23 protein-coding genes are annotated in these 21,043 nt (G+C 56.4%); 8 read left to right on the top strand and 15 right to left on the bottom strand.

Annotation, left to right across the window (positions count from 1 at the left end; genetic code table 11):
* Positions 1 to 241 precede the first annotated feature (241 nt).
* The gene (locus tag AC6I8J_RS16880) at positions 242 to 460 is read left to right on the top strand and encodes a SlyX family protein (RefSeq protein WP_161733626.1); all 219 of its coding nucleotides are present in this window, start codon (positions 242 to 244) and stop codon (positions 458 to 460) included.
* Between the two features lie 94 nt (positions 461 to 554).
* On the opposite strand, the gene slyD is transcribed toward AC6I8J_RS16880, so the two are convergent.
* From slyD to kefG, 4 genes are all read right to left on the bottom strand, one after another.
* Positions 555 to 1,115: a peptidylprolyl isomerase gene (gene slyD / locus AC6I8J_RS16885; protein ID WP_161733628.1), complete on the bottom strand. Its 561-nt coding sequence runs from the start codon at positions 1,113 to 1,115 to the stop codon at positions 555 to 557.
* Positions 1,116 to 1,312: 197 nt separating this feature from the next.
* Entirely contained in the window at positions 1,313 to 1,507 is a 195-nt protein-coding gene (locus tag AC6I8J_RS16890) for a YheV family putative zinc ribbon protein (protein ID WP_161733630.1), read from the bottom strand.
* A 23-nt stretch (positions 1,508 to 1,530) separates the two neighbouring features.
* Positions 1,531 to 3,339, bottom strand: coding sequence for a glutathione-regulated potassium-efflux system protein KefB (gene kefB / locus AC6I8J_RS16895; RefSeq protein ID WP_161733632.1), 1,809 nt, complete (start codon positions 3,337 to 3,339; stop codon positions 1,531 to 1,533).
* Complete coding sequence (gene kefG / locus AC6I8J_RS16900; RefSeq protein WP_033784144.1) at positions 3,340 to 3,891, bottom strand: glutathione-regulated potassium-efflux system ancillary protein KefG; 552 nt, start codon at positions 3,889 to 3,891, stop codon at positions 3,340 to 3,342.
* Positions 3,892 to 4,003: 112 nt separating this feature from the next.
* Here kefG and AC6I8J_RS16905 point away from each other — a divergent pair, with 112 nt between their 5' ends.
* Positions 4,004 to 5,908: an ABC transporter ATP-binding protein gene (locus AC6I8J_RS16905; protein WP_161733634.1), complete on the top strand. Its 1,905-nt coding sequence runs from the start codon at positions 4,004 to 4,006 to the stop codon at positions 5,906 to 5,908.
* Between the two features lie 324 nt (positions 5,909 to 6,232).
* Here AC6I8J_RS16905 and tauD read toward each other — a convergent pair whose 3' ends face one another.
* Genes tauD through tauA form a run of 4 tightly spaced genes read right to left on the bottom strand, consistent with a single transcriptional unit; the run spans position 6,233 to position 9,647 of the window.
* Positions 6,233 to 7,072 (bottom strand): taurine dioxygenase, encoded by an 840-nt coding sequence (gene tauD, locus AC6I8J_RS16910; RefSeq protein ID WP_497825583.1) that lies wholly within the window; start codon positions 7,070 to 7,072, stop codon positions 6,233 to 6,235.
* Positions 7,069 to 7,896: a taurine ABC transporter permease TauC gene (gene tauC / locus AC6I8J_RS16915; protein WP_161733638.1), complete on the bottom strand. Its 828-nt coding sequence runs from the start codon at positions 7,894 to 7,896 to the stop codon at positions 7,069 to 7,071. Before tauC ends, tauD begins: the two co-directional genes overlap by 4 nt.
* Positions 7,893 to 8,660, bottom strand: a complete 768-nt coding sequence (gene tauB / locus AC6I8J_RS16920; protein WP_285087319.1) for a taurine ABC transporter ATP-binding subunit — start codon at positions 8,658 to 8,660, stop codon at positions 7,893 to 7,895. Before tauB ends, tauC begins: the two co-directional genes overlap by 4 nt.
* A 9-nt stretch (positions 8,661 to 8,669) precedes the next feature.
* A complete protein-coding gene (gene tauA / locus AC6I8J_RS16925) occupies positions 8,670 to 9,647 on the bottom strand; it encodes a taurine ABC transporter substrate-binding protein (RefSeq protein ID WP_161733642.1) in 978 nt (325 codons plus the stop codon).
* Positions 9,648 to 9,883: 236 nt separating this feature from the next.
* Between tauA and AC6I8J_RS16930 the strand changes: the two genes are divergently transcribed.
* The gene (locus AC6I8J_RS16930) at positions 9,884 to 10,864 is read left to right on the top strand and encodes a LacI family DNA-binding transcriptional regulator (RefSeq protein WP_161733644.1); all 981 of its coding nucleotides are present in this window, start codon (positions 9,884 to 9,886) and stop codon (positions 10,862 to 10,864) included.
* 1 nt (position 10,865) lies between these two features.
* Here AC6I8J_RS16930 and AC6I8J_RS16935 read toward each other — a convergent pair whose 3' ends face one another.
* Positions 10,866 to 11,468, bottom strand: coding sequence for a LysE family translocator (locus tag AC6I8J_RS16935; RefSeq protein ID WP_161733646.1), 603 nt, complete (start codon positions 11,466 to 11,468; stop codon positions 10,866 to 10,868).
* Between the two features lie 58 nt (positions 11,469 to 11,526).
* On the opposite strand from AC6I8J_RS16935, the gene AC6I8J_RS16940 reads away from it, so the two are divergent.
* The 3 genes from AC6I8J_RS16940 to AC6I8J_RS16950 all read left to right on the top strand — a co-directional run bounded on the left by AC6I8J_RS16940 (position 11,527) and on the right by AC6I8J_RS16950 (position 13,697).
* On the top strand, positions 11,527 to 12,543 hold the full coding sequence (locus AC6I8J_RS16940; protein ID WP_161733648.1) for a hydrolase: 1,017 nt from the start codon (positions 11,527 to 11,529) through the stop codon (positions 12,541 to 12,543).
* Between the two features lie 4 nt (positions 12,544 to 12,547).
* Positions 12,548 to 12,766: a YheU family protein gene (locus tag AC6I8J_RS16945; RefSeq protein ID WP_013359263.1), complete on the top strand. Its 219-nt coding sequence runs from the start codon at positions 12,548 to 12,550 to the stop codon at positions 12,764 to 12,766.
* A gap of 61 nt (positions 12,767 to 12,827) precedes the next feature.
* Positions 12,828 to 13,697 carry a phosphoribulokinase gene (locus AC6I8J_RS16950; RefSeq protein WP_222924918.1) on the top strand — a complete coding sequence of 290 codons (870 nt, stop codon included), beginning with the start codon at positions 12,828 to 12,830 and terminating at the stop codon, positions 13,695 to 13,697.
* A gap of 367 nt (positions 13,698 to 14,064) precedes the next feature.
* Here AC6I8J_RS16950 and AC6I8J_RS16955 read toward each other — a convergent pair whose 3' ends face one another.
* Positions 14,065 to 14,469: an OsmC family protein gene (locus AC6I8J_RS16955; protein WP_010253071.1), complete on the bottom strand. Its 405-nt coding sequence runs from the start codon at positions 14,467 to 14,469 to the stop codon at positions 14,065 to 14,067.
* A gap of 303 nt (positions 14,470 to 14,772) precedes the next feature.
* On the opposite strand from AC6I8J_RS16955, the gene crp reads away from it, so the two are divergent.
* Together crp and AC6I8J_RS16965 are read left to right on the top strand one after the other, a co-directional pair.
* Positions 14,773 to 15,405 (top strand): cAMP-activated global transcriptional regulator CRP, encoded by a 633-nt coding sequence (gene crp / locus AC6I8J_RS16960; RefSeq protein ID WP_003852956.1) that lies wholly within the window; start codon positions 14,773 to 14,775, stop codon positions 15,403 to 15,405.
* Positions 15,406 to 15,462: 57 nt separating this feature from the next.
* Positions 15,463 to 17,538 carry a YccS/YhfK family putative transporter gene (locus tag AC6I8J_RS16965; RefSeq protein ID WP_440829876.1) on the top strand — a complete coding sequence of 692 codons (2,076 nt, stop codon included), beginning with the start codon at positions 15,463 to 15,465 and terminating at the stop codon, positions 17,536 to 17,538.
* A gap of 1 nt (position 17,539) precedes the next feature.
* Here AC6I8J_RS16965 and argD read toward each other — a convergent pair whose 3' ends face one another.
* From argD to ppiA, 5 genes are all read right to left on the bottom strand, one after another.
* On the bottom strand, positions 17,540 to 18,760 hold the full coding sequence (argD, locus tag AC6I8J_RS16970) for a bifunctional acetylornithine/succinyldiaminopimelate transaminase (RefSeq protein ID WP_497825584.1): 1,221 nt from the start codon (positions 18,758 to 18,760) through the stop codon (positions 17,540 to 17,542).
* 81 nt (positions 18,761 to 18,841) lie between these two features.
* Positions 18,842 to 19,417 carry an aminodeoxychorismate/anthranilate synthase component II gene (locus AC6I8J_RS16975; protein ID WP_497825585.1) on the bottom strand — a complete coding sequence of 192 codons (576 nt, stop codon included), beginning with the start codon at positions 19,415 to 19,417 and terminating at the stop codon, positions 18,842 to 18,844.
* A 41-nt stretch (positions 19,418 to 19,458) separates the two neighbouring features.
* Positions 19,459 to 20,052: a putative adenosine monophosphate-protein transferase Fic gene (locus tag AC6I8J_RS16980; protein WP_161733658.1), complete on the bottom strand. Its 594-nt coding sequence runs from the start codon at positions 20,050 to 20,052 to the stop codon at positions 19,459 to 19,461.
* Positions 20,042 to 20,212, bottom strand: coding sequence for a YhfG family protein (locus AC6I8J_RS16985; protein WP_090966735.1), 171 nt, complete (start codon positions 20,210 to 20,212; stop codon positions 20,042 to 20,044). Before AC6I8J_RS16985 ends, AC6I8J_RS16980 begins: the two co-directional genes overlap by 11 nt.
* Positions 20,213 to 20,311: 99 nt before the next feature.
* The gene (gene ppiA / locus AC6I8J_RS16990; RefSeq protein ID WP_150011056.1) at positions 20,312 to 20,884 is read right to left on the bottom strand and encodes a peptidylprolyl isomerase A; all 573 of its coding nucleotides are present in this window, start codon (positions 20,882 to 20,884) and stop codon (positions 20,312 to 20,314) included.
* Between the last annotated feature and the right edge of the window lie 159 nt (positions 20,885 to 21,043).

A 21,043-nucleotide genomic window follows, 5' to 3' on the forward strand; every position in this document is an offset into this window, starting at 1 on the left:
TCGGGAAACATTGCGGACTTCAGGGCCCACACTATAACTTTACGTGGCAGTGTCGAACACTCCCACAATGTAATTACCCGGTCTACCTCCGACCTTTATAACATCGGGAAGTTTCATCAGAGATGATGCCGCGCTGGCTTTTTTCAAGCGCAACGCCTCCGGGCGTAAAAAAAACAGGTGATTCCTGGCCTTCAGGTCGTAGAATCACGCCCCGAGTCGCACCTTAACAGAGGAACAGGTCATGCAACAATCTGAGTGGGAACAGCGTCTGGAGACGTTAGAGAGCAAACTGGCCTTTCAGGAGATGACGATAGATCAGCTGAACAGCGCAGTGGTTCAGCATGAGCTGGAGATGAATAAGATGCGTGAGCAGATGCGCATCTTAACCGACAAGCTCAAAGCGAATGCGCCCTCGATCGTCGCCTCACAGTCTGAAGAGATCCCGCCCCCGCACTACTGATCGTGGGCTATCTGGCTCCGGTTAGCCGGTCAGAACCAGAGTGACAGCCAAAAGAAAGGCCACCCGGAGGTGGCCTTTAGAGCTCTGTTGAGAGTTAGTGGCTGCAGCCGCAACCGCCAGTACCACAACCGCCTTTACCGTGGTCGTGGTCGTGATCATGGCCGTGATCGTGGTCATGATGATGACCATCTGCACCGTGAACGTGGCCATGAGCCAGTTCTTCCGGTGTGGCTTCACGGATAGCGACCACTTCAACGTTGAAGTTCAGGTTCTGACCCGCCAGCATGTGGTTACCATCAACCACGACGTGATCGTCTTCCACTTCGGTGATTTCTACCGGTACCGGACCCTGATCGGTCTCTGCCAGGAAGCGCATGCCAACCTGAAGTTCATCAACGCCCATGAAGACGTCTTTAGGCACACGCTGCACCAGGTTGTCATCGTACTGACCGTAAGCATCGTTTGCCGGGATATGCACGTCAAACTTGTCGCCGGCAACGTGATCTTCCAGCGCATTTTCCAGACCAGAAATCAGGGAACCATGACCGTGCAGGTAGTCTAACGGTGCACTCACCGGTGACTCATCAACCAACACGCCGTCTTCTGTACGTACCTGATAGGCCAGGCTTACCACCAGGTCTTTTGCTACTTTCATGATATCTCCTAACCGTTGAGAGCTGAGATCCCGTCTCATTGGTCTATTTTTGCGTGCAATAACACCAACCAGAAAGGTTCGGGGTTGAGTGCAAGAGGGGTTTCACTTTCTCTTGCGACTTCAGCCTTAATGGCGTCAATTGTAACGGAATTCAATCCCGCTGTAAGTTTAAGCGTAAAAAAAGCTGCCCGATTACGCTATTCAGGATGGAAAATGCCGATAACCTGCTCATTGGTCCGAACCTGCTCGCGCGCCTGCTTATCTGCCTCACGCATCTGGTGACCACACTTTACGCACTCCACCACATCGACATTGTTTTCACGCCACATCGCCAGCGTGTCCTTCTCCTGGCAGTGCGGGCATGTCGCACCAGCAATAAAACGTTTACGCATTAGGTTCTGCCTGTTTAAAAAGGTTATTGATCATCGTCCCAGCCGTCGATCTGCCGCTTTTCGCGCTGCATTTCGCGCTGGAAGATATCTTCCAGTTCACGCCGCGCTTCACGGACGCGTGAGGCCTGCGCCGCGCTTTCAGAGAGCGTTGGCACCAGCTCGCGCAGCATCCGCATATCAAGCCGGCGAAAATGCTGCTGAGCACGGTGCGCCTGATGAGGATGCATCCCCAGCGACATCAATGTCTTACGGCCCAGCTCCAGCGCACTGGAGAAGGTCTCACGTGAGAACTGCGTGACCCCTGCCTGTAGCAGCTCATGCGCTTCCACACGGCCCCGGGCGCGCGCCTGAATCTGCAGGTGCGGAAAATGCTGCTGGCACAGATGCACGAGAGTCATCACATCTTCCGGCTCATTACAGGTGATTACAATCGACTGGGCGCTGGCTGCACCGGCGGCACGCAGTAACTCCAGCTCGGTGGCATCACCGTAATAGACCTTGTAGCCATATTTACGCATCAGACTCACCACACTGATATCGCGCTCCAGCACGGTAATGCGTGTGTTGTTCGCCATCAGCAGGCGGCCGATCACCTGACCGAAGCGACCAAAGCCCACCACAATCACCTGCGGCTGATCATCTTCGACAAAGTGTTTCTCTGCATTTTCGTCCGGCTCATTAAAGCGGCGTGCCAGCAGTCGGTCGATACCCTTCATCAGCAACGGCGTGGTCATCATCGACAGCGTCACCGTCACCAGCAGCATCGGCAGTTGATCGCCTGAGAAGAGCTTTGCCGACGAGGCCGCTGAAAAGAGGACAAAGGCAAACTCGCCGCCCTGACTCAGCACGCCCGCGAACTGCTGACGCTCGGAACTGCGCAGGCCATAAATGCGCGCCAGCAGATAGAGCACCAGCGTTTTCACTGCCACCAGCGTCACCACGCCCAGCAGGATGGTCACAATATGGGTATAGAGCACACCGAGGTTGAGCGCCATGCCCACCGAAATAAAGAACAGGCCCAGCAGCAGACCCTTAAACGGGTCGATAGCGACTTCCAGCTCATGCCGGTATTCACTTTCTGCCAGCAGGATCCCGGCAATAAAGGTGCCCAGCGCCATCGACAGCCCGAGCGCATCCATAAACAGCGCGGAACCCAGTACCAGCAGCAGCGACGCTGCGGTAAAGACTTCGCGCACGCCTGATGCCGCGATGTAACGGAAGATCGGCCGCAGCAGATAGCGTCCGCCCACCAGCATGCCGGCAAACGCCAGCACTTTCATGCCGACCTTCATCCAGTCTATGTGACCGCTGTCGGTGCCGGCCAGCAGCGGGATCAGCGCCAGTGCCGGGATGACCGCGATATCCTGAAACAGCAGCACCGAAAAGCCCAGTTGCCCCGCTTCGCTGCGGTTCATGCCCTTATCCATCATCAGCTGCAGCGCCATGGCGGTCGAAGACATCGCCAGACCAATCCCGCCGATGATTGCCGCCTGCCAGCTAAAGTTGGTCAGCCACAATAAGCCGCCCAGAATAGCCGCTGAGAAGATCACCTGCGCCGCGCCGACGCCAAAAATGGAGCGGCGCAGCGCCCACAGCTTTGCCGGGTTCAGCTCCAGCCCGATAATAAACATCAGGAAAACCACGCCGAGCTCAGAGAAGTGGAGAATCTCATCGACGTCGCTGATAAAGCCTAATCCCCACGGGCCGATGGCGATACCTGCCACCAGATAGCCCAGAACTGCACCAATACCGAGGCGAGCCGCCACCGGTACAATCAAGACCGCCGCGACCAGATAAATCACCCCGGCGGTCAGCAGCGTTTGCCCTTCCATCTATACCCCTCCATTCGGCAGCGGTGCTGCCAGCCAGTCGCCATAGGCGCGGGCATAATTTTTCATTAACTCCGGACTCTGCCGACGCGCCCAGTAGACGATCATCGGTGGCATCCAGTGCATACGGCACATCTGCGCGGTCAGCTCAAAAGGACGCATAATGTCATTGAGCGAATAGCGGTTCAGACCCTGCTGTTTAAAGGCACTTTCCGGTTCCCCGGTCGTCACCACGCTGCGCCAGTACTTGCCTTCCAGCGCATTGCCATCCACACCATTGGCGAAACCGCGTGACAGAACGCGATCCAGCCACTCTTTCAGCAGCGCCGGACAGCTATAGGTATAGAGCGGATGCTGGAAAATGATGACGTCGTGTTCGCGCAGCAGCTGTTGTTCATAGTGAATATCGATAAAAAAATCCGGATAGGTCGCGTACAGATCGTGCACGGTGACGTGTTCCAGTGCCTGAGCCGGCTGTAGCAGAATCCGATTTGCGATCGAATCCTGTGATTCCGGATGAGCATAAAGCAGCAAAACTCTGGGTGGCTGCGACATCCTTTCCCTCCAAAGCGTCGTCATTGGTGCGGTTTTCCGCTACCATGCACGACGCAGCAAAATCTCATTATGTTGCCAGTAAATTAACATATTCTGACGATACGGCGCTTACATGATTGTCTTCTCAGCCTTACAAATTCGCCGCGGCATCCGCGTCCTGCTCGACAATGCCACCGCCACCATTAATCCCGGCCAGAAGGTCGGACTGGTGGGTAAAAACGGCTGTGGGAAATCCACGCTGCTGTCGCTGTTAAAAGGTGAAATCACCAGCGATGCCGGTACCGTCACGTTCCCCACACACTGGGCGCTGGCCTGGGTGAATCAGGAAACCCCTGCGCTGGATAAAGCCGCGCTGGAGTATGTGATTGATGGCGATCGCCAGTATCGCCAGCTTGAAGCAGAACTGGCGGAAGCCAATCTGCGTGACGATGGCAATGCCATTGCGCTGTTGCACGGTCAGTTGGACGCGGTGCAGGCGTGGAGCATCCATGCACGCGCCTCAAGCCTGCTACACGGTCTGGGCTTCAGTCAGGAACAATTGCAGCGTCCGGTCAGCGATTTCTCCGGTGGCTGGCGTATGCGCCTTAACCTGGCACAGGCGCTGATTTGCCGTTCCGATCTGCTGCTGCTGGATGAACCGACCAACCACCTCGATCTCGATGCGGTCATCTGGCTGGAACGCTGGCTGAAGAGTTATGAAGGCACGCTGATCCTGATCTCGCACGATCGTGACTTCCTCGATCCGGTCATCGACAAAATTATCCATATCGAACAGGAGTCGATGTTCGAATACACCGGCAACTACAGCTCCTTCGAGCGGCAGCGTGTCGCCAAACTGGCTCAGCAGCAGGCGCTGTATGAGAGTCAGCAGGAGAAAGTAGCGCATTTACACAGCTATATTGATCGCTTCCGCGCCCAGGCCACCAAAGCCAGGCAGGCGCAGAGCCGCATCAAGATGCTGGAGCGCATGGAGATGATCGCGCCGGCCCATGTCGATAACCCGTTCAGCTTCACCTTCCGCAAGCCGGAGAACCTGCCTAATCCGCTGATGAAAATGGAGAAGGTCACTGCGGGCTATGGCGACCGTATCATTCTCGACGCCATCAAACTCAACCTGGTGCCGGGATCGCGCATCGGCCTGCTGGGACGTAACGGTGCCGGTAAATCGACCCTGATCAAGCTTCTGGCGGGTGAGCTGGAAGCGATGGACGGCAAGATGGGGCTGGCGAAAGGGATCAAGCTCGGTTACTTCGCCCAGCATCAGCTGGAGTACCTGCGGGCTGATGAGTCGCCGCTGCAGCATCTGTCGCGCATAGCACCTAAAGTGCTGGAACAGCAGCTGCGTGACTATCTGGGCGGCTTCGATTTCCGCGGCGATAAAGTCACTGAAAACACCGAACGCTTCTCCGGCGGTGAGAAAGCGCGACTGGTGCTGGCGCTGATTGTCTGGCAGCGCCCTAACCTGCTGCTGCTGGATGAACCGACCAACCACCTGGATCTCGATATGCGCCAGGCACTGACCGAAGCACTGATCGACTTCGAAGGTGCGCTGGTCGTGGTCTCGCACGACCGTCACCTGCTGCGCGCCACCACCGACGATCTCTATCTGGTTCATGATGGCAAAGTGGATGTGTTTGAGGGCGACCTTGATGATTATCAGCAGTGGCTGAGCGATCTGCAGAAACAGCAGGCGCAACAGGATGCCGCGCCGAAGCAGGATAACGGCAACAGCGCCCAGGCGCGTAAAGACCAGAAGCGCCGTGATGCCGAACTGCGGACCCAGACGCAGCCGTTACGCAAAGAGATAGAGAAGCTGGAAAAGCAGATGAGCAAATGGCAGAGCCAGCTGGCCGATGCTGAAGCGCAGCTCTCAGACAGTGCGATTTATGATCAGAGCCGTAAAGCGGACCTGACCGCCGCGCTGCAGCGTCAGGCGGAGAGTAAATCTGCGCTGGAAGAGGTTGAGATGGCATGGCTGGAAGCCCAGGAACAGCTCGAACAGATGATGGCCTCATAAAAACAATCTCCCCGTTCGCGAGGAGATTGAGATTGTTGACAAAGTCTGCCCCGGCCAGCGGTGAGATCGAGCATGCGAAGGGAAAACGCGCCGTTCGGAAAGTCGCTTAAACCCTCCATGGCCGCTCGGCCCGCGCGATTACGCACCTCATCCCTGAGGTGCGCCCGTAGCCGGGCCAACGCGTTGCGTTGTTCAAAAACGCCTGGCGTTTTTGTCCCAGGCGCGGGACGCTTGCCTCCTCTGTCCGTTCTCCCTGCGCTTTTAGCTAATGCGTTACTGGCAGGGCAACCCTGACTGGGTTTGTCAGCAGTCTGAGATTCTTATTTAACGGGGTTTATCCCCCAGCACGGTTGCCCGCTGCATGATCCGCCGGGCAGGATAGTAGTCGGCATTGGCGTAATGCTGCGTGACCCGATTATCCCAGATTGCCAGATCGTCTGGCTGCCAGCGCCAGCGCACCTGGAACTCCGGTTTAGTCGCATGCGCAAACAGGAAGCCCAGCAGCGCATCACTCTCCTTCTCGCTTAACTCCACAATCCGCGTGGTAAAACCCTCATTCACAAACAGCGCTTTTTTGCCGCTGACCGGATGCGTACGGATCACCGGATGCTGCACCGGTGGATGCTTAGCCACCGCCTGCTGCCAGCGCTGATGCTCCTCTTCGGTTTTGCGGTACTTGTACTCCTGAAATGACTTTTTGAAATCATGCTCGGCGTTTAACCCGGCCAGCAGTTGCTTAAAAGGTTCCGAAAGCGCCTCGTAAGCCGCAATGCCACTGGTCCAGAGTGTGTCACCGCCCGCTTCCGGCAACACTTTTGAGGCCAGTAAAGCGATAGCCGGTGGCGTGTCGATAAAGGTGACATCGGTGTGCCAGTTGTCGTTATCTGGCGGATTATCCCGATGCGTATCCAGCACGATTATCTCCTCAACGCCTTCTGCGTGGGGATAGACCGGATGGATATGCAGGTCGCCAAAGCGAATCGCCAGTGCGCGGTGCTGTTCCGGCGTCATCTTCTGGTCACGCAGAAACAGCACCTGATGACGCAGCAGGCCATGGTAAAGCTGTTCAAACTGCGCATTACTTAATGGCCGGGAAACATCCAGGTTAGAGACCTGCGCGCCGATATAGGGGCCAAGCGGGGTAAAACTGAGACGTTCATTCATGACTGTTCTCCACTCCAGGGCGTCAGACGGCGCTGTAACGCGCGGAGCCCGAGTTCTAAGCTAAAAGCGATAAAGGCGATCACTGCGATACCCGCCAGTACCACATCGGTGGCGAGAAACTCTCCCGCTGACTGCACCATGAAACCGAGGCCGCGCGTGGCGGCAATCAGCTCCGCTGCCACCAGCGTTGACCAGCCCACTCCCAGCCCGATGCGCAGACCGGTCAGAATCTCTGGCAGCGCGCCCGGCAGGATCACCCAGCGCAGCAGCTGCCAGCGGTTAGCCCCCAGCGAGCGAGCGGCGCGAATCCGTACCTGCTGCGTGTTACGCACCCCGGCCAGGGTAGAGAGTGTTACGGGCGCGAAGATCGCCAGATAGATCAGCAGGATTTTCGACGTCTCACCAATGCCGAACCAGATCACCATCAGCGGCAGATAGGCGAGTGGCGGAATCGGGCGATAGAGCTCGATCAGCGGATCGAGCAGGCCGCGAGCGACCGGGCTGAGGCCCATCAGAATCCCCACCGGAATACCGATAGCGGCAGCAGCCGTCAGCGCAATCAGCATCCGCGTCAGGCTGGCAGCCAGATGCTGCCACAGCGTGGCATCCATAAAGCCCTGCGCGCTGGCAATCACCAGCAGCTTGCTGAACACCTGCTGCGGCGACGGCAGGAACAGCGGAGCAATCAGGCCCAGCGCGGTGACGCCCCACCAGAGCAGTAACAGCAGAGAGAGGCTCAGCACGCTCAGCGTAAAGGCGGTTGAAAATGGCCAGCGCAGCCTGCGGCGCATCGGCAGAGACTTATCGTGGATTAACGCGCTCATGCAAACGCCTCCCGCTGATCAAACACCCGGCTCAGCACATATTCGCGCTGAGCGATAAACTGCGGATCGGATTTGATGCTGCGGCACGACTCTCCGGCGGCAAAACGGCGGCCAAATTCGGGCCGCAGCCGCTCCACGATGCGGCCCGGTCCAGGCGACAGCAGAATCAGTTCGCTGGCGAGGAAAATCGCCTCTTCTATATCGTGTGTAATCAGCAGGATCTGTTTACCGCTGTCGCGCCACAGCGTCAGCAGCAGTGTCTGCATCTGCTCACGGGTAAAAGCATCCAGTGCGCCAAACGGCTCATCCAGCAACAGCAGTTGCGGATCGGTGGCCAGCGCGCGCGCAATACCTACCCGTTGACGCTGACCGCCGGACAACTGCCAGATGGCGCGCTTTTCCGCCCCTTCCAGCCCGACCTGCCTGATAAGTTTCCGCGCTATGACCTCACGTGCCTGGCGCGGCATCCCCGCCAGTTGCAGTCCAAAGGAAACGTTATCCAGTACGTTGCGCCACGGCAGTAACCCTTCATGCTGAAACACCACGCCGCGCTCCGCGCCTGGCCCGATCACCGGCTGGTTATCCAGCGTGATGCTGCCCGACTCCACCGGCAGGAATCCGGCCACCAGATTCAGCAGCGTGGTTTTGCCACAGCCGGAGGGGCCGAGCACGACCAGCAGTTCCTGGCTGTCCAGGTGCAGATTGATATCCTGCAACACCGGCTGTCCGGCATAACGGGCATTAAGGTGAGCGATACGCAGCATAGTGCCTCCTTATGGTTTAACTAATGGCGCGACGAAGCGGGAGGTTACATAACTGCTGTAGTCGTTATCTGCCTGCGGCACCCGGCCCTGCGCTTTCAGGAACTGCGCGGTATCGACGATCGCCTTATTGACCGGTTTACCCAGCTGCTCAACCTGCTGCTGCGCCGTCAGGTAGGTATTGCCCTTCACCAGACCGGGAACCTGCGCTTCCGGCACGCCACTGAGGCGTGAGAGTTTGCTGAGGTTATCGGGCTGCTTCAGCCAGCTGTCGGGACTGTTAAGATAGGCCTGCTGCGCATCGATCGCGCTGCGGGCAAAAGCGGTGACGATCTCGGGATGCTGTTCGGCAAAATCTTTGCGTACTACCCAGACGTCCAGCGTCGGCGAACCCCAGCTCCCCACTTCCGCAGAGTCGGTTAACACTTTGCCCTCTTTCTCCAGCTCATTGACTGCAGGGGCCCAGACATAGGCACCATCAATATCGCCACGCTGCCAGGCCGCGATAATCGCAGGCGGCTGCAGGTTCACCAGCTGCACCTGCGACGGCGTAATACCCCAGTGCTTCAGTGCGGCCAGCAGGCTGTAGTGGGTGGTGGAGATGAACGGCACCGCGATGCGTTTGCCGATAAGATCTTTGGGAGTAGTAATGTTCTTTTTCACCACCAGCGCTTCAGAGTTACCCAGCTGAGAGGCGAGTAAGAATGCTTCAATCGGCAGCTTCTGCGCCGCCGCAACCGCTAACGGGCTGGAACCGATGTTGCCAATCTGCACGTCGCCGGAAGCCAGTGCGCGTAAGACGCCTGCGCCGCTGTCAAACTTACGCCAGTCAACGCTGGCCCCGCTCTCTTTCGCAAAACTGTTGTCAGCCTGCGCCACTTTCGCGGGTTCGGCGGAGGTCTGGTACGCCACGGTGACATTGACCGCATCAGCCTGAAACGCCAGCAGCGCCAGCGCTGCGGCTAAAAAAGTTAAACGTGTTGCTGCCATGATCCTTACCCCACCGTTTTTATCGTGGAGGCAGTGTCTATGGCCCCTATAGTTTCATAAAGGAATTAAAAATTATCCCTAATAGAAATAAGTTCTTAGATCACTATCTGCAAAACTAAGTCAAAAATCGCAAATGCTGAAAATAGCTAAAGTAAGCAAAAATGTCAGGCGCTCACATTGTCCCTGTGCTATTGATATGCGTTACCAATTTTTGCCTGTTAAGGTCTCTGTATCCGATGTCGATCGAGAAAGTCGCTCAGCTGGCTGGCGTCTCCAAAGCCACGGTATCGCGGGTTCTCAACGCGCATCCCGGCGTAAAGCCCGATACGCGTGAGAAAGTTCTGGCGGCAATCTCTGCCTGCGACTATCAGCCCAATCTGCTGGCGCGTCAGCTGCGTACGGCGCAAAGCAACATGCTGCTGGTGCTGATCTCGGATATCACTAACCCCTTCTGTTCACGCGTGGTTCAGGGCATTGAGGCCGAAGCGGAACTGCACGGCTATCATATCCTGCTCTGTAACTCCGCCTCGCAGCTTCAGCGCGAAGCCGCCTATCTGAGTTTGCTGACCGGCAAAGTGGTGGATGGTGTAATTACCATGGATGCGGCCTCCGGCTTACAGGATTTGCAGGCGCTGATCGCCGGAGCCCCCTGGGTGCAGTGCTGTGAATTTAATCCCGACATCCCCGCCTCCTCAGTCAGCATTGATCACCTTGAAGCGGCGCGTGACACCGTCCATTACCTCGCCGGTAAAGGGCGTAAACGCATCGGGCTGGTCAATGGCGACATGCGCTACCTCTACTCGCATCATCGTGAAAAAGGCTACCGGCAGGCGATTGAGGAGCTGGGGTATGCGTGGTCCGGCGTCTCTTATACCTGTGAGATCTCCCCTGAAGCAGGCAGTCAGGGGCTGCGGGAGTTGATGGCGCTGCCGGAACCGCCGGATGCGGTGTTTGCGGTATCAGATGTATTGGCGGTGGGCGTGGTACATGCGGCACTGGAAGCAGGTCTGCGCGTGCCGGAAGATCTGGCGGTCGTCGGGTTCGATGGCGTGCCGTTTACCCGCAGCCTGAATCCGCCGCTGACCACCATCGAGCAACCGATGAACCAGCTGGGCGCGCGCAGCGTGCAGCTGCTGCTGCAGAAGATCCGTAATCCGAATGCGCCGGTCATCCGTGAAGTGCTGCCCTGGACGCGCGTTGAACGCGCATCCAGCTGACTTAATGCCAGATTAACAGCACGCAGGCCGCAGTCAGTAGCCCCATAGCGAGGTTAAAGATTTTCCAGGCACGACGGCTGCGCAGAATGCGGCCGATCATCGCGCCAAATCCCATCCAGATCACGCCCGAGACGAGATTAACCAGAAACATACCGACGCTTATCGCCATCACCGAATGGCGATACGCATCACCGGCCAGACTGAAGCTGGCGACCGCGCCCAGTGCCATCAGCCAGGCCTTTGGATTGATCAGCTGCAGCAGCCCACCCTGCCAGAACGGCATCGGCGCATCCGGCGCCTGGTCAGTTTCCAGCTTTTCATAACTGGCGGTAGCGATTTTCCATGCCAGCCAGAGCAGATAGAGGCTACCGGCGATTTTCAGCACCAGGTGCAACGAAGGATAAAGCAGGATCAGACCGCCTACGCCAAAGGCCACCATCAGCAGCATCACCTGCATACCAATCATGATGCCGATCATCAGCGGAATGGTGCGCATAAAGCCAAAATTAGCGCCTGAGGCGGTGAGTAACATATTATTAGGCCCGGGCGTAATCGCCGCGACCCAAAGAAAGCCCAACATTGATAAAAAAAGACTGAGTTCCATGACAATCGGGTACTCCTTACCCCTGCAAGAAAAAACTTATCGAAGCTAACAGTGAGATATGGAACAGACAAGCTTTTACCACATGAAATTTACCGGACCGGAAAACGAGCAGTTCACGCCGCCTGACAGCCTGCGTAACGCCCACCTGCAGACAATGCTGCCGCGCCTGCTGCGTCGCCGTGTCACGTTCGCGCCTTACTGGCAGCGACTCGATCTGCCGGATGGCGATTTTGTCGATCTCGCCTGGAGCGAAGATCCCCAACAGGCGCAGAATAAGCCGCGCGTCGTGCTGTTTCATGGGCTGGAGGGCAGCTTTCACAGCCCCTATATTCATGGCCTGATGGCGATCTGCCGCGCGCGCGGCTGGCTGGCGGTAGTGATGCATTTTCGCGGCTGCAGCGGCAAACCCAACCGGCTCAATCGCATCTATCATTCCGGCGAAACGGAAGATGCCCGCTTTTTTCTGCACTGGCTGCGTACCCGCTGGGGCCAGGTGCCGACCGTGGCCGTCGGTTTTTCGCTAGGCGGCAATATGCTGGGCTGCCTGCTGGGCCAGCAGGGCGCAGCTGCCGAAGTGGAGGCAGGCGTCATTGTCTCCGCCCCACTGCTGCTGGAGCCATGTAGCGTAAAACTGGAACATGGCTTTTCACGCTTCTATCAATACTATTTGCTGGCGCAGCTGAAGAAAAATGCCCGCCGCAAACTGCACGCCTGGCCGGATACGCTGCCGGTCAATCTGGCGCAGTTAAAAGCGCTGCGGCGACTGCGCGATTTTGATGATGCGATTACCGCCCGCGCCCACGGTTTTGTCGATGCGGCCGATTACTATCATCGGGCCAGCGCCATGCCCTGGCTCAAACGCGCAGAGAAACCGCTGCTAATCATCCACGCCAAAGACGATCCCTTTATGAGTGATGAGGTGATTCCGCACAGCAGCCAATTATCTGCCACTATTACTTATCAACTGACACCACACGGCGGCCACGTCGGTTTCGTCGGCGGGACGTTACGCCAGCCCGAAATGTGGCTGGAACAGCGCATCCCGCAGTGGATCGCCCCTTTTCTGGATACCTGATCTCGTGATTATTCCCTGGCAACAGGTCTCTCCTGAGACCCTTGAAAATCTGATTGAAACCTTTGTGCTGCGTGAAGGCACTGACTATGGCGAGCATGAACGTAGCCTGCTGGACAAGGTGGCTGATGTGCGACGCCAGCTGGAAACCGGTGAAGTGGTGCTGGTGTGGTCGGAACTGCATGAATCGGTCAATATCATGCCGCGTAAAGAATTTCGTGGCTGATGCACCCGGCACCCTTTCATGATAACAATGCTCATCGTCCGACCTCACAGGGAGCTTTTCTATGTCTGCACGTCATCCCATTATCGCGGTGACCGGTTCCAGCGGCGCAGGAACCACCACCACCAGCCTGGCGTTCCGCAAAATTTTTCAGCAGCTTGACCTGCATGCGGCGGAGCTGGAAGGTGACAGTTTTCACCGCTTTACCCGCCCTGAAATGGATATGGCGATTCGTAAGGCACGCGATCTGGGACGTCATGTCAGCTACTTTGGCCCGGAAGCCAATGACTTTGGCCTGCTGGAGCAGAGCTTTAAAGAGTATGGTCTCAGCGGGGAGGGGCAGTCGCGTAAATATCTGCACACTTACGATGAGGCGGTGCCGTGGAATCAGGTGCCCGGCACTTTTACACCCTGGCAGCCGCTACCGCAGAACACCGATATTCTTTTTTATGAAGGATTGCATGGCGGTGTGGTGACAGCGCAGCACAACGTGGCGGAACAGGTCGATCTGCTGGTGGGCGTGGTACCGATTGTTAACCTGGAGTGGATTCAGAAGCTGGTACGCGACACTGGCGAGCGCGGTCATTCACGTGAAGCCGTAATGGATTCCGTGGTGCGCTCAATGGAAGATTACATCAACTACATCACACCGCAGTTTTCACGCACCCATATCAACTTTCAGCGCGTTCCAACCATCGATACCTCCAACCCGTTCGCAGCCCGCGCCATTCCGTCACTGGATGAGAGTTTTGTGGTGATCCACTTTCAGGCGCTGGAAGATATCGACTTCCCCTACCTGCTGGCAATGCTGCAGGGCTCGTTTATCTCGCACATCAATACGCTGGTGGTGCCCGGCGGCAAAATGGGTCTGGCGATGGAGTTGATCATGGGTCCGCTGGTGAAGCGGCTGATGGAAGGTAAGCGGATAGAGTAAGAGGTCAAAAGGGCCTTTCCAGACTAATGCCAATGCAGGATCAATCTGACAGCAGCGAAAATGCTTAACACGCAGGGAACCGGGTCAGAAAAGGAAAGCGTCCCGCGCCAGGGACGGCGCGGGACGAGCGGCCAGGGATTGGCTTAAGCGACTTTCCGATCTGACCCGGTTCCCAGCGCAGGCACAGTATCAACGCGGATTCCCTATGCAGGCACAATCTGACAGCGGACCGACACAAACCGCTCTGACCCTGTTCACAACGCAGGCACAATCTCAAAGCGGATTTCCGGACCAGGCACAGTCTTAAAGCAACCTGCATCAGATACTGGAAGTGAAGTTAGCAGGTCTGCAATAACCCCTGCGGCTACTAAAGTTCGATCACTTCATAGCTATGCGTAATGTTGACGCCTTTACCCAGCATGATGGCCACCGAGCAATATTTTTCAGCCGAAAGATCGACCGCGCGTGAGACCGCTTTATCCTGGAGCGCTTTGCCACTCACGATAAAATGCAGGTTGATGTGCGTAAAGATTCGCGGCGCCTCTTCACGACGTTCTGAGGTCAGTTTTACTTCACAATCAGCCACATCGTTGCGGCCTTTTTGCAGAATTGATACCACGTCAATCGCGCTGCATCCACCTGCCGCCATCAGCACCATTTCCATTGGGCTGGGCGCTTTATCACCTGAATTGCCATCCATCAGTATCTGATGGCCGGATGAGGATTCTCCAAGGAATGTCAGCCCTTCTACCCATTTCACTCTTGCCTGCATGATTTTTGCTCCGGAATACGCTGTTTTGTCGCCAGAGTACGCTTTCGCCTGGTAAACAGCAATCCAGAGAAATCCGCCTGTAGCTGAAGCGAGACAACAGAAGACAGTCGGCAAAAGCTGTGCTACAAACAGTGCTGAAAATATTTTTCGTCACCCGATGGCGAAGCCGGGAAGAATGATGCGCACTGCGCCTGATGCGGCCCGAATAATTTCCTGAAAAGGAAACGCTTGAAGCTTTCACCGCCTGACAGGGAAAACTGCCCCCTGTATTTTGGGCACGATTACAACAGAGGATAATAGCGAATGGTTCTCGGCAAACCGCAAACAGACCCTACACTCGAATGGTTCCTGTCCCATTGCCATATTCACAAGTATCCATCCAAAAGTACGCTGATTCACCAAGGTGAAAAAGCAGAAACGCTTTACTACATCGTGAAAGGTTCCGTCGCGGTTCTGATTAAAGATGAAGAAGGCAAAGAGATGATTCTTTCCTACCTGAATCAGGGCGATTTTATTGGTGAGCTTGGCCTGTTCGAAGAAGGTCAGGAACGCAGCGCCTGGGTACGTGCGAAAAGCGCGTGCGAAGTGGCGGAGATTTCTTACAAGAAATTCCGTCAGTTGATCCAGGTTAACCCCGATATCCTGATGCGACTCTCATCGCAGATGGCGCGTCGCCTGCAGGTGACGTCTGAAAAAGTGGGTAACCTCGCTTTCCTCGACGTTACCGGCCGCATTGCACAGACTCTGCTTAACCTGGCGAAGCAGCCAGATGCCATGACGCATCCCGACGGCATGCAAATTAAAATCACTCGTCAGGAAATTGGTCAGATTGTGGGTTGTTCACGTGAAACCGTGGGCCGTATTTTGAAGATGCTGGAAGATCAGAACCTGATCTCCGCACACGGCAAAACCATCGTCGTTTACGGCACCCGCTAATTCCTGTCATCCACGGCGTGATGGCAACATCACGCCGTTATTGTTTGTGTTGGGCCGATGTGGCGTCGAATCATTTACCATCCTGAAGTCAATTATGCCTTGCGGCAAACGCTGGTGCTCTGTCTGCCGGTGGCGCTGGGCTGGCTGGCTGGCGACCTGCAAAAAGGTCTGCTGTTCTCATTAGTGCCCGCCTGCTGCAATATCGCCGGTCTCGATACGCCGCATAAACGCTTTTTCAAACGTCTGATTGTGGGCGGTAGCCTGTTTGCCCTCGGCAGCTTTCTGATCCAGTGGCTCACCCTGCATGCGATTCCACTGCCGCTGATCCTCTTCGCTATGCCTTTGCTGCTCGGCGTCACGGGTGAGATCAGCCCGCTGCATGGCCGTCTGCTGCCCGGCACCCTGATTGCCGCCATCTTTACCCTGAGCCTGATTGGCCGCATGCCCATCTATGTCACCCCGCTGCTCTATATCGGCGGCACGCTGTGGTACGGGCTGTTTAACTGGTTCTGGTTCTGGCTGTGGAAAGAGCAGCCAATGCGCGAAAGCCTGAGCCTGATCTACCGCGAGCTGGCTAACTACTGCGACGCGAAATACACCCTGCTGACGCAGCTGACCGATCCGGAAAAGGCGCTGCCGCCACTGCTGGCCCGTCAGCAGAAAGTGGTCGATCTGATTAACACCTGTTATCAGCAGATGCATATGCTGTCGGCAAGCCGCGATCACAGCCATAAAAGGCTGACGCGCGCTTTCCAGGTGGCCCTCGATCTGCAGGAGCATATCTCGGTCAGCCTGCATCGGCCGGAAGAAGTCCAGAAGCTGGTGGAGCAAAGCCATGCTGAAGCGGTGATCCGCTGGAATGCCAAAACCATCTCGGCCCGGCTGCGGGTGCTGGCAGATAACATTCTTTATCACCAGTTACCCGACCGCTTTGCGATGGATAAACAGCTCGGCGCACTGGAGAAAATTGCCCATCAGCATCCCGATAATCCGGTGGGTAACTTCTGCCTTTATCACTTCAACCGCATTGCGCGGGTGCTACGCACCCAGAAACCGCTTTACCAGCGCGATCTGATGGCAGACCGCCAGCGCCGCCTGCCGCTGTTACCGGCGCTGCGCAGTTATCTCTCGTTTCGCTCGTCGTCGCTGCGCACGGCGGGTCGCTTTGCGGTGATGCTGATGCTGGGCAGCGCGCTGGCGCTGTTCTTCAACATCCCTAAACCCTACTGGATCCTGATGACCATTATGTTCGTCAGCCAGAACGGCTACAGCGCCACCCGCGTCCGTATCCAGCACCGGGCGCTGGGCACCTTTGCCGGCCTGGTCATCGCGGCCGCTACGCTGCGGCTCGCGGTACCGGAGTCACTGGTGCTGCTGATCATGCTGGCGATAACCTTTATCAGCTATCGCTTTACCCGCCAGTTCTATGGCTGGTCGATGATTGGCTTTACGGTCACGGCAGTTTACTCGCTGCAACTGCTGTCACTGAATGGCGCGCAGTTTCTGCTGCCGCGATTGATGGATACGCTGATGGGCTGTCTGATCGCCTTTGGTGGGATGCTGTGGCTGTGGCCGCAGTGGCAGAGCGGCTTACTACGGCAGAACGCCCACGACGCGCTGGAAACCTATCAGGATGCGCTGCGGCTGTTACTGGGCGACGAACAGTCGCCAGAGAAACTGGCTTATCAGCGCGTGAAGGTTAATCAGGCGCACAATGCGCTGTTTAACTCACTGAATCAGGCAATGCAGGAACCCGCGTTCAACTCCCGTTACCTGAGTGATATGCGGCTCTGGGTCACCCACAGTCAGTTTATTGTCGAGCATATCAATGCGATAACGATTCTGGCGCGCGAGCACACTATGCTGACCGCCTCGCTGGCTCAACGCTATCTGCAATCCTGCGAAATTGCGCTGCAGCGGTGTCAGCAGCGGCTGGAATATGATGGTGAAAGCTCACAGGTGAATCTGCTGGATGACCTGGAAAACATCAGTGAGGGACCGATTACTGTGGTGGAGCAGCATGTGCGGCGCATTCTCGATCATCTGAGCGTGATGTACACCATTTCATCGCTGGCGTGGAACCAGCGACCGCAACATGGCCGCTGGCTGATCAGACGCTTACGTAAAAACTAAGCTAGCCGTTAAGCACTTTGCCGACGGCGGTGGCGAAGCGGCTCATGCCCTCTTCAATGTCGGCCGGTTCGATGATCAGCGACGGGGCAAAACGCATCACATCGGTGCCAGCTACCAGCACCATCACACCTGCAGCGGCGGCGGCATTCAGAATGTCGCGCGACCTGCCGGCATGCTGAGGTTTCAGTGCCGCGCCAATCAGCAGACCTTTGCCGCGAATGTCACTGAACAGGTCATACTTCGCGTCAATAGCCTGCAGCGCCGTGACAAAGTGCTGGCGACGCATCTCTACGCCCGCCAGCACCTCCGGCGTGTTGATAATATCCAGCGCGGTTTCGGCAATGGCACAGGCGAGCGGGTTGCCGCCATAGGTGGTGCCATGCACGCCCGGTGCCATGGTTGAAGCAATCTCGTTGGTGGTCAGCATGGCGCTGACCGGGAAACCGCCGCCCAGCGCTTTGGCTGAAGTCAGGATATCGGGCTGGACGCCATAATGCTCATAGGCGAACAGCTTGCCGCTGCGTCCCATGCCGCTCTGCACTTCGTCCAGTACCAGCAGCGCCTGATGCTGATCGCAAAGCGCACGCAGTCCCTGCATAAATTCCTGCGTCGCAGGCATGACGCCGCCCTCACCCTGAATCGGTTCAACCACAATGGCGCAGGTGTGATCGTCAATGACCGCTTTTACAGCATCCAGGTCATTGAACGGCACGTGGACAATATCCGCCGGTTTCGGACCGAATCCGTCAGAATATTTTGGCTGGCCGCCGACCGTAACGGTAAACAGCGTCCGGCCATGAAAAGCATTATGAAACGCGATGATTTTACTTTTGAACGGACTGTGACGTTTGCAGGCATAGTAGCGCGCCAGCTTAAACGCAGCTTCATTGGCTTCGGCACCGGAGTTGGCGAAGAAGACGCGATCGGCAAAGGTCGCCTGAATGAGCTTACTGGCGAGACGCAGTGCCGGTTCGTTGGTAAAGACATTGCTGGTGTGCCACAGCGTCTCGCCCTGGCTTTTCAGTGTTTCCACCAGCGCAGGATGGCAGTGTCCAAGTGCGGTAACAGCAATACCACCCGAGAAGTCGATATACTCTTTGCCCTGCTGATCCCATACGCGACTGCCCTTGCCTTTTACCGGCACAAACTGCGCAGGTGCATAAACAGGCAAAATAACGTTATCGAACGTCTCCCGCGTGACCGCAATTTTTTCGGCTGCCATTAGTAACTCCATCTGAATGATTGTCGTACTGAATTGAAATAATAATCACAAAATATGCATAAAAAATCACTCAAAGGCAACTTATTGCGTAAGGAAATTGCGCAGCAGCTGATGTCCCTGCTCGCTGAGAATGCTTTCGGGATGGAACTGCACGCCTTCCAGCGCCAGGGTTTTATGGCGAAACCCCATAATTTCGTCAGGCTCGCCGTCACGTACCGTCCAGGCCGTTACCTCGAATGCGTCGGGCAGAGAGTCGCGCTGCACAATCAGCGAGTGATAACGGGTAACGGTAAGGGGATTATTGAGATTGCGGAACACGCCCTGACCGGTGTGCTGAATCGCGGAGGTTTTGCCGTGCATCACCTGACGGGCTCGCACGACCTGCGCGCCATAGGCCTGCGCGATCGCCTGATGGCCCAGGCAGACACCCAGCACCGGCACGTTACCGGCGAAATGCCGAATCGCCGCCAGCGAGATGCCCGACTCTGACGGCGTGCAGGGGCCAGGAGAGATCACCAGATGGGTCAGCGGTAACGCTGCCATCTGCTCCAGGGTGATGGCATCATTGCGCACCACCTGAACCTGCGCGCCCAGCTCGCAGAAATATTGATAAAGATTCCAGGTAAAGGAGTCGTAATTGTCGATAAGCAGCAGCATGACGCGTCCAGAATGATAAACCGCGCCGTTATTCTACGCGGTTAAGCCGCCTCACTCACCACTTTCGCAAACACCTGCTCCAGCGGCGTCAGATCGCCGGCTACACCCGCCTGATTAGCAGCTTTCCAGCTCTCCGCGTCCGTCTCTTCCCACGACAGCAGATAACCGGCATGCAGCGCCAGCTGTTCAAAGAAAATCCGCTGTGCCCGGCCATTTCCATGACGGAAAGGATGCAGCATATTGATTTCGCAGTAGTAGTGGGCGATGCGCTGAATAAACGCGTCGCGCGGCAACTCAGCGAGTCCTTTCTCCTCTTCCAGCGCAGCCATCAGCGCGTTGCCTTCCTTTTCGATATATTCAAAATGGCAGAACGGCGTTTCATCTCGCCAGATATCGATGGTGCGCAGTTCGCCGGCCCAGCTGTAAACGTCCTGGAACAGCGTGCGATGGATCTGGCGCAGGTAAGGCAATCCGGGATTACGCGGTCCCAGTTCCAGGGTGGCGGCACGCGCTGCACTGAAGCTCAGCTCCGCCTTACGCAGTTGGGCGGCATCATGAATATCGGGCAGGTTTTTCAGCACGTTGTCGTGCTGCCACAGGTAGGGATCCTGGGTCACTGCGGTATTAGAGTCCATATTGCCTCCTCAGTGACGCCAGACGCGCGGCTGCATCATCGCTGTTTACGCTGGTTTCATTCGATGAGAAGCCTTCCAGCCGACAGCTGGCCTGATAGCTGGCGCTACGCCGCTGTTGCCACAGAGTGACCTTCTGTTTTTCGGTGAGTTTGTTCGCCATACCGCCTCCTGCTCAGGTTTTTGCCCTAAGTATAAGAGCAAATTCTGGCTTTGCCGGAAGCGGCAGGCGGTCGCCATCCGCAGATGGCGACAAAAAGCGTTAAGGCAGGACTTTGGCGGAGAGGATAACTACCGGTTTGGACGGCACATTCTGGTACGGACCCACATCTTTGGTCGGAACCTGAGAAATTTTTTCAACCACATCCTGACCTTTCACAATCTTACCAAATACGGCATAGCCAAAATCGCGCTGGCCGTGGTCGAGGAACGCATTATCCGCGACGTTGAGGAAGAACTGGCTGGTGGCACTGTCTTTATCGGCGGTACGCGCCATAGAGATGGTACCGCGCAGGTTACGCAGTCCATTGTCCGCTTCGTTTTTAATTGGCGCGTTGGTCTGCTTCTGCTGCATATCCGTGGTGAAGCCACCACCCTGCACCATAAAGCCCGGGATCACGCGATGAAAAATAGTGTTGTTGTAAAAACCGTTGTTGACGTAATCAACGAAGTTTTTCACAGAAACCGGCGCTTTCTGGTTATTCAGTTCGAGTTCGATATTGCCGGCGGAGGTGGTGAGCAGAACGTGGGTGTCACCTTTTGCGGCCAGCGCCTGGGCGGAAACGGTAGAGAGCGCTAACAGGGTGATGGCCGCTGTTAAAGTACGTTTAAACATGAAAGATTCCTTACCTGGGAGAGCGGGCACAAAAACGTGATTGATTGTAAAGAGACTCTATTCCATGAGCCAGCGTTTTACTTATATTTACGCTGTTGCGGCAAATGCACTGAGCAAACGTTAAACAACCCTAATTGCGTGATTAAAATCACACAACAC

The sequence above is a fragment of the Pantoea sp. X-Soil-ISGK-355 genome (genome assembly GCF_059730805.1).

What these genes read in the sequence shown, in the direction of transcription:
- AC6I8J_RS16880 (WP_161733626.1), top strand. Translation starts at nt 242, where the DNA reads ATGCAACAATCTGAGTGGGAACAGCGTCTGGAGACGTTAGAGAGCAAA.
- slyD (WP_161733628.1), bottom strand. Translation starts at nt 1,115, where the DNA reads ATGAAAGTAGCAAAAGACCTGGTGGTAAGCCTGGCCTATCAGGTACGT.
- AC6I8J_RS16890 (WP_161733630.1), bottom strand. Translation starts at nt 1,507, where the DNA reads ATGCGTAAACGTTTTATTGCTGGTGCGACATGCCCGCACTGCCAGGAG.
- kefB (WP_161733632.1), bottom strand. Translation starts at nt 3,339, where the DNA reads ATGGAAGGGCAAACGCTGCTGACCGCCGGGGTGATTTATCTGGTCGCG.
- kefG (WP_033784144.1), bottom strand. Translation starts at nt 3,891, where the DNA reads ATGTCGCAGCCACCCAGAGTTTTGCTGCTTTATGCTCATCCGGAATCA.
- AC6I8J_RS16905 (WP_161733634.1), top strand. Translation starts at nt 4,004, where the DNA reads ATGATTGTCTTCTCAGCCTTACAAATTCGCCGCGGCATCCGCGTCCTG.
- tauD (WP_497825583.1), bottom strand. Translation starts at nt 7,072, where the DNA reads ATGAATGAACGTCTCAGTTTTACCCCGCTTGGCCCCTATATCGGCGCG.
- tauC (WP_161733638.1), bottom strand. Translation starts at nt 7,896, where the DNA reads ATGAGCGCGTTAATCCACGATAAGTCTCTGCCGATGCGCCGCAGGCTG.
- tauB (WP_285087319.1), bottom strand. Translation starts at nt 8,660, where the DNA reads ATGCTGCGTATCGCTCACCTTAATGCCCGTTATGCCGGACAGCCGGTG.
- tauA (WP_161733642.1), bottom strand. Translation starts at nt 9,647, where the DNA reads ATGGCAGCAACACGTTTAACTTTTTTAGCCGCAGCGCTGGCGCTGCTG.
- AC6I8J_RS16930 (WP_161733644.1), top strand. Translation starts at nt 9,884, where the DNA reads ATGTCGATCGAGAAAGTCGCTCAGCTGGCTGGCGTCTCCAAAGCCACG.
- AC6I8J_RS16935 (WP_161733646.1), bottom strand. Translation starts at nt 11,468, where the DNA reads ATGGAACTCAGTCTTTTTTTATCAATGTTGGGCTTTCTTTGGGTCGCG.
- AC6I8J_RS16940 (WP_161733648.1), top strand. Translation starts at nt 11,527, where the DNA reads ATGGAACAGACAAGCTTTTACCACATGAAATTTACCGGACCGGAAAAC.
- AC6I8J_RS16950 (WP_222924918.1), top strand. Translation starts at nt 12,828, where the DNA reads ATGTCTGCACGTCATCCCATTATCGCGGTGACCGGTTCCAGCGGCGCA.
- AC6I8J_RS16955 (WP_010253071.1), bottom strand. Translation starts at nt 14,469, where the DNA reads ATGCAGGCAAGAGTGAAATGGGTAGAAGGGCTGACATTCCTTGGAGAA.
- crp (WP_003852956.1), top strand. Translation starts at nt 14,773, where the DNA reads ATGGTTCTCGGCAAACCGCAAACAGACCCTACACTCGAATGGTTCCTG.
- AC6I8J_RS16965 (WP_440829876.1), top strand. Translation starts at nt 15,463, where the DNA reads ATGTGGCGTCGAATCATTTACCATCCTGAAGTCAATTATGCCTTGCGG.
- argD (WP_497825584.1), bottom strand. Translation starts at nt 18,760, where the DNA reads ATGGCAGCCGAAAAAATTGCGGTCACGCGGGAGACGTTCGATAACGTT.
- AC6I8J_RS16975 (WP_497825585.1), bottom strand. Translation starts at nt 19,417, where the DNA reads ATGCTGCTGCTTATCGACAATTACGACTCCTTTACCTGGAATCTTTAT.
- AC6I8J_RS16980 (WP_161733658.1), bottom strand. Translation starts at nt 20,052, where the DNA reads ATGGACTCTAATACCGCAGTGACCCAGGATCCCTACCTGTGGCAGCAC.
- AC6I8J_RS16985 (WP_090966735.1), bottom strand. Translation starts at nt 20,212, where the DNA reads ATGGCGAACAAACTCACCGAAAAACAGAAGGTCACTCTGTGGCAACAG.
- ppiA (WP_150011056.1), bottom strand. Translation starts at nt 20,884, where the DNA reads ATGTTTAAACGTACTTTAACAGCGGCCATCACCCTGTTAGCGCTCTCT.